The organism is Streptomyces sp. NPDC050439 (assembly GCF_040655335.1).
Lineage (GTDB): Bacteria > Actinomycetota > Actinomycetes > Streptomycetales > Streptomycetaceae > Streptomyces.
This window is the reverse complement of the sequence record NZ_JBFAJT010000014.1, coordinates 26,509-32,919: the sequence shown is the minus strand read 5'-3', so window position 1 is coordinate 32,919 and position 6,411 is coordinate 26,509. Positions and strand designations below refer to the sequence as shown.

4 protein-coding genes and 1 tRNA gene are annotated in these 6,411 nt (G+C 70.1%); 1 reads left to right on the top strand and 4 read right to left on the bottom strand.

The window, feature by feature from the left end:
* Nucleotides 1-156 precede the first annotated feature (156 nt).
* From AB0I66_RS40570 to ugpC, 3 genes are all read right to left on the bottom strand, one after another.
* Nucleotides 157-888 (bottom strand): nucleotidyltransferase family protein, encoded by a 732-nt coding sequence (locus AB0I66_RS40570; RefSeq protein ID WP_363213109.1) that lies wholly within the window; start codon nt 886-888, stop codon nt 157-159.
* A 26-nt stretch (nt 889-914) separates the two neighbouring features.
* Complete coding sequence (locus tag AB0I66_RS40565; RefSeq protein ID WP_363213108.1) at nt 915-1,373, bottom strand: hypothetical protein; 459 nt, start codon at nt 1,371-1,373, stop codon at nt 915-917.
* Nucleotides 1,374-1,609: 236 nt separating this feature from the next.
* Nucleotides 1,610-2,746, bottom strand: coding sequence for a sn-glycerol-3-phosphate ABC transporter ATP-binding protein UgpC (ugpC, locus tag AB0I66_RS40560; RefSeq protein ID WP_363213107.1), 1,137 nt, complete (start codon nt 2,744-2,746; stop codon nt 1,610-1,612).
* A gap of 202 nt (nt 2,747-2,948) precedes the next feature.
* Between ugpC and AB0I66_RS40555 the strand changes: the two genes are divergently transcribed.
* Nucleotides 2,949-3,022 (top strand) — tRNA-Thr (locus AB0I66_RS40555).
* A 76-nt stretch (nt 3,023-3,098) separates the two neighbouring features.
* Here the strand turns inward: AB0I66_RS40555 and AB0I66_RS40550 are convergent.
* Nucleotides 3,099-6,323 carry a Tat pathway signal protein gene (locus AB0I66_RS40550; protein WP_363213106.1) on the bottom strand — a complete coding sequence of 1,075 codons (3,225 nt, stop codon included), beginning with the start codon at nt 6,321-6,323 and terminating at the stop codon, nt 3,099-3,101.
* Nucleotides 6,324-6,411 lie beyond the last annotated feature (88 nt).

Below are 6,411 nucleotides of genomic sequence, written 5' to 3'. Positions count from 1 at the left end.
GCCCCCCCTCCCCCCGGCCGGGCGGCGCGCCTGGCGGCGGCCTTAGTAACCCCCCCTCCCCCCCCCCGGCCCCCCAACCCCCCCGGGGGGGGGGCCCCGGTTCGCGTACGGGTCCCGAATATCGTCGAGCGGCTCTCACCTGTCGTCGAGCGGCTCTCAACCGCTCTGGGCCGCGAGCTCCTTGGCCGCCTCGGTGAGGTCCTTCGCGGTGTCGATCGCCCGCCAGTACGCGCCCTGCGGCAGCGGGAAGCCCGCCAGGCTCTTCTCGCGGGCCAGGCGCGGGAACGTGGTGCGCTCGTGGTCACCGCGGTCCGGCAGGAGCGCGGTGAAGGAGGCGGAGAAGACGTACACGCCCGCGTTGATCAGATACGGGGACGGCGGGGACTCGATGAAGTCCGTGATGTGGCCGAACGCGTCCGTCTCGACGGCGCCCCACGGGATGCGGGGGCGGGCCAGGGCGAGGGTCGCGGTGGCGTCGCGCTCGGCGTGGAAGGCCGCCATGTCGCGCAGCGAGAAGCGGGTCCAGATGTCGCCGTTCGTCGCGTACCAGGGGCGGTCCGCGTGCGGGAGATGGCGGGCGGCGTACTTCAGGCCGCCGCCGCGGCCCAGCGGTTCGTTCTCGACGACCGTGGTGACGTTCAGGGGGAGGTCCGCCGACTCCAGCCACTCCTGGAGCACTTCGGCGAGATGGCCGCAGGAGACCACGGCGTCCGTCACGCCCTCGGCCGCCAGCCAGGAAAGCTGATGGCCGATGATCGGGGTCCCCGTGCCGGGGATCTCGACCATCGGCTTGGGCCGGTCGTCGGTGTACGGACGGAGGCGCGAGCCCTGGCCTCCGGCCAGGACGACGGCCTGCGTGGGTCTGTGAGCGTGAGGGTCGCCGGTCATGCCGGAAACCCTACGTGCCGGCCCGATCAGCCGTTCTGATGGGCGGCGACACCGGTCGCGAAGGACGTGTCGCAGACCGGGCGGGCATACGACTGGGCGCGTGTCGGGCCGTACGCCCGGACGGCCGCGCGGCCGAGGGCACGGGCGATGGAGACACAGTGCCTGGCGAGCGACGGGTGGCGGTTCACCTCCTGCTGGAGGTGCGTGAGCGCGACGCCCGGGTTCTTCTCCTGGAGCTCGAGGAGAAGCTTGTCGCGCAGGATGTCCTGCGGGGCGCGGGACTTGGCCGGCTTGGAGAGATTGTCGGCGGATGCGGTGAGCATCGAATCCGAGGAGTTCCCGGACCAGTTGACGCTGGTGACCGCGAGGGTCCCGGAGAGCACCAGCATCACGGGCAGGACGAGAGCGAGCGTGCGGCCGATGCGTCGGGCGGGGCCTCGGTGGGCTCGGCGCGGCTTCTGGGTGTAGTTGGCGGAGTGCGTCACGCGAGTGAGCGTAGCGCTCGGTGATGATTTGGCGACATTACGTCACTCGGTCGAGCGACGGAGAATGAGGTTTTTCTGGAGCGGTGTTGACGAGCCCGAGGCGAAATGACCGGTCTGCCGGGGTATTTGTCGACAACGTGGGCGCACGGGAAGGGCCCCGCACCGAGGTGCGGGGCCCTTCGTCGTTGCTGTGCGTCGACCGTGTCCGCAGGTCAGTCGCCAGGTCAGTCGCCAGGTCAGTCGCTGAGGCGCTCGCCCGTCGACGTCGAGAACACGTGGATCTCACCCGGACGCGGCACGACGTGCAGCTGCGTGCCCTTCTCCGGGACCCGGCGGCCGTTCACACGGACCACGAGGTCCTTGTGCTCGCCGCCGACCTCCGCGGAGCCGTAGACGTAACCGTCGGCGCCGAGCTCCTCGACGACGTTCACGGAGACGGCCAGGCCCGCCGGGGCGTCCTCGGTCTCCTTCGAGAGGGTCTTCGCCGTGGCACCGTCCTGCTCGACGATGTCGAAGTGCTCCGGGCGGACGCCGACCGTGACGGTGCGGTCGCCCTTGTCGGCCGCGGCGGACAGCGCCTCGCGGTTGACCGGCACGACGGAGTTGCCGAACTTCACGCCGCCGTCGGTGATCGGGACCTCGACGAGGTTCATGGCGGGGGAGCCGATGAAGCCGGCGACGAAGAGGTTGGCCGGGCGGTCGTACATGTTGCGGGGGCTGTCCACCTGCTGGAGGAGCCCGTCCTTGAGCACGGCCACGCGGTCACCCATGGTCATGGCCTCGACCTGGTCGTGGGTGACGTACACGGTGGTGATGCCGAGGCGGCGCTGCAGGGACGCGATCTGCGTACGGGTGGACACGCGGAGCTTGGCGTCGAGGTTCGACAGCGGCTCGTCCATGAGGAACACCTGGGGCTCACGCACGATGGCGCGACCCATGGCGACACGCTGGCGCTGACCACCGGAGAGCGCCTTGGGCTTACGGCCCAGGTACTCCGTCAGGTCGAGGATCTTGGCGGCGTCCTCGACCTTCTGACGGATCTCGGCCTTGTTGACGCCGGCGATCTTCAGGGCGAAGCCCATGTTGTCGGCGACCGTCATGTGCGGGTAGAGCGCGTAGTTCTGGAACACCATGGCGATGTCCCGGTCCTTGGGCGGCAGGTGCGTGACGTCGCGGTCACCGATGCGGATGGCTCCGGCGTTCACGTCCTCCAGGCCCGCGAGCATGCGCAGGGAGGTGGACTTTCCGCAGCCGGAGGGACCGACGAGTACGAGGAACTCGCCGTCCGCGACGTCGAGCTGAAGCTGGTCGACGGCGGGCTTGTCGCCACCCGGGTAGATGCGGGTCGCCTTGTCGAACGAAACAGTGGCCATGGTGAGGGCCCCCTTCACCGGCAGGAACGTGCCGGACGATCCGTTGTAAAGAGAGGAGTGGTGTAGTCCACCTGAGTGAACTGCTCGGACGGTACCCCGGGGGGGACGGATCTGTCAGTAGTCCTGCACCCGCGACCTTCGAGGAAATTTTCGACGGGGCCACGTGCGAGGTTGGTTACACTGCTCGGGCACACCGCTGCACGCCTCCTTAGCTCAGATGGCCAGAGCAACGCACTTGTAATGCGTAGGTCGTCGGTTCGAATCCGACAGGGGGCTCCGGACAAGGCGAAGGCCCAGGTCACCTATGAGGTGACCTGGGCCTTCGTGGTGTCCGCGGGGGTGATGCTCCCGGCTAGGAGGCGACGGCCGCTGTCGCCTTGCTCGTGGATGTTCCGTCGCGGTGGCCGGTGCGGTGTGCCGTCACCTTGACCGTGACCTTCTTGCCGCGCTGGGCGGACTTCAGGGTCAGCGAGGACTTGGTCGCACCGGTGATCTTCGTACCGTTCGCGTACCACTGGTAGGAGTACGAGCCCGGGGCGGGCGACCAGGTGCCCTTCGCGGCCTTGAGGATCTTGCCGACCTTGGCGGTGCCGCTGACCGTCGGATTCTTCGTCGCCTTGGGCGCAGCACCCAGGGCGACCGTGACCGTCGAGGACGTCGCGGTGGCGTCCTCGTGGCCCGCTTTGTGGGCGGTGACCGTGACGGCCAGCTTCTTGTTCAGCTGTGCCGCCGGGATTGTGTACGTCGACGCCGTGGCGCCCGCGATCGCCGTGCCGTTTGCCGTCCACTGGTAGGTGTACGACGCGGGAGCTGCCGTCCAACTTCCGTTGTCGGTGGTGAGCTTGGAACCGACCGCCGCCGTGCCCGTCACCTTGGGAGCGGTGGTGTTGCGTGGCTGCGGCTCGCTCACGGTGAAGGTGCCGCGCTGGTGTTCCCCGCCCGCGATGACGCTGAGGTTCCAGGTGCCCGCGGGGATGTCCGTCAGGTCGAGCGTCGCCTTCAGCGTCCGGTAGTCCGCGGAGACCGACGTCGTCTTCGCGGTGAGGGTCTTGCCCGACTGCGTCAGCCGGACCGTCGCGTCGGGGCTGATGGCGGTGCCCGTCACGGTGACCGTGGGCTTGGTGCCGCCGGGGGCCTCGGCCGGGGTGACGCCGGTGATGGTGGTCGTCTCGTCGCCGCAGCGGCTGAACCGGCACTTCAGGGTGGCGCTGTAGGACGTGGCCGAGGCCTTCTCCGGGAGGCCGAGGACGAGTACGGAGGGCTTCTTCGGGTCCGTGGGCGAGTCGTTCACCCCGCAGGTGTAGTCACCCGGGACCATCCCGGCGCAGCCGTTCTGCCAGGAGCTGTTGTAGAGGGCGGGGACCGCTTCGTCGGTGGCTCCCGTGGTGTCGGAGATCTCGACGTCGAAGTGGTCGTTGCGGGCCGTGGGCAGCGATGCGCACATGGCCGTGTGCGTTTCGTCGAGGGTGCCGGTGACCGGGCCGTAGCCGAAGGCGACCGAGGGGACCTTGGTGCACTCGGCGGCGGGGCCGTCGGCGGTGGCGATGCGCAGTGCGTCGAGGCGGTACTCAGGTGCTGCCGCGCGGTTCGCCGGAGTCTGGACGAGGACCTGGTGGGTGTTGCTGCCGGTGGCGGCGCAGGCTCGGGCGCGCTGGCCGCACTCGCTCTTGCCGTCACCGTCGATGACGTACATGTCGGCGGTGCCAAGGGCGTCCCGCACGTTGACGTGCACCACATCGGTGGCGGCGGACGTGGTGACCTGGTGGCAGCGGAGAGTGCCGGGGATGCCGGACGTGCCCCGCACGGAGGGGCCGCCGACCTTGGCGGCCGCCGTCTTCGTGCAGCCCGCGGATGAAGCCGTCGACGTCACGTCGCGCCTCGTCAGGGTGTAGTCGGCGGCCTGGTCGCGGCCGGTGACCAGGACGGTGTGGGCCTTGCCCGGTGTCAGGGAGCAGAGCGTCCAGCCGTTGGTGGCGGCGGTTCGGTCGCAGACGCGCTTGCCGGTGGAGTCGAGCACGGAGAACTTGGCCGGTACGTCACCGGAGGTGGCGGCGAGTTGCAGTGCCTCGGCCGAGGTGTGGTCGTCCGCCGGGATGGTCAGGCAGCGCGCGAAGACGCCGTCCCCGGTGGAGAAGGCGGCCTTGGCCCCGTCGGCGGCGAAGCTGCCCGCGGGCAGGACGGGGCAGTCATCAGCCGCATCCGTGCGGTGCACGGCGACCGAGTACGGGCCGGTGCGGGGGCTGCCGTCGGCGTGCACGAGGGCGCGGTACGGCGCGGTGCCGGTCAGCGCGCAGTCGCCCGCGGCGAGCTGGTCCGCCCCGCACTGCTCGGTGCCCTCGCTGTCCAGGACCTCCACTTCGGCGTCGACCCCGGAGCTGCTGAGCGGGGTGAGTGCCGCGATCCGGGAGTCCTTGGGCGCGGGGAGGTTCAGGCAGTCGTACTGTCCTGCTGTGCTGAACGAGCCCTTGTGGGTGCCCATTTCGCTCTTCAGGCACCCGTCGGCGGAGGCCCGGTCGAGGACGATCAGGCCGCGCGGGGTGTCGTGGAAGGGCGACGAGCCGTCGAGGTAGGCGGTGTAGGTGCCCGCGGAGGGCAGCCGGCAGGGCTGCTCAGTGGTGCGGCAGACGGTTGTGCCGGAGCGGTCGTGCACACGGACCGAGGCCGTCTCGCCGTCCTTGTCGACGGAGTCGAAGCGGTACTTGCCCGCCCTCTCGGCGGTGACCGTGAAACAGGGCGTCTTGGTCAAGTCCTGTGCGGTCAGCGGGCCGTAGGGGCGGACCGGGGCCGACGGGCAGCCCTGCGGGTCGTTCAGGCGGCGTGCCGTGACCGCGAACTCGGCGGGGAAGCCGCCCTCCGCGCGCGTGACGCGGGACAGGGCGCGGTAGGGACCCTTGCCGGGCAGGACGCAGCTGTCCTCGCCGTCCTCGGGGAAGTGCGGGCAGATCCGGGCGCCGGTGGCGTCGGTGATCCAGGCGATGGACTCGCCGTAGACCTTCGTGCCGCGGGTGAGCCGGATGCGGTCGCCCGGCTCGGCGTCGAGGGGCAGGCAGTCGATCTCGGCGGGGCTGACCGACGTACGTGTGGGCGTCGACTGGTCCCAGTTGGTGCCGGCCTTCGGGGCGCAGCCACGGTCGCTGCCGAGCGGGACGACGGTGACCGCGACGTCGGCGTCCTCCCAGCCGTCGTTGACGACCTTCAGCGTGTAGGTGCCCGCCGCGGAGAGGTCGCACCAGCCGTCGACCCGGTACTCGGTGTCGTAGCAGTCGACCTTGGTGTCACCGCTGTAGACCTCGGTGTGCGCTTCGTTGCCGGAGTCATCGAACGAGACCAGGTGGATGCCGGCCTCGGTGGTGGTGAAGGTGTAACAAGCCGTTCCGTCGGCTGCGACGGTGCTTTTGCCGAGCGCCGTGCCCGGATCGCCGAACGGCGCGAGAGCCAGCGGTGCGCAGTCCGGCTCGGCGGCGTGGGCTGCCGTCGCGGGCAGCGCGGTGGGTACGAGCAGGGCCAGCAGTGCGGCGAGGGCGAGAAAGAGCGCGGCAGAAGCCGCGGGTCTCGCGGAAGGACGTGGTTCAGGCATCGAGCCCCCCCAGGCTGAGTGAATGATCGGGTGATCGTGGCACAAGGCTGTGACAACCCGTGCTGGAGGGGCTACTGATTTCGCTGTT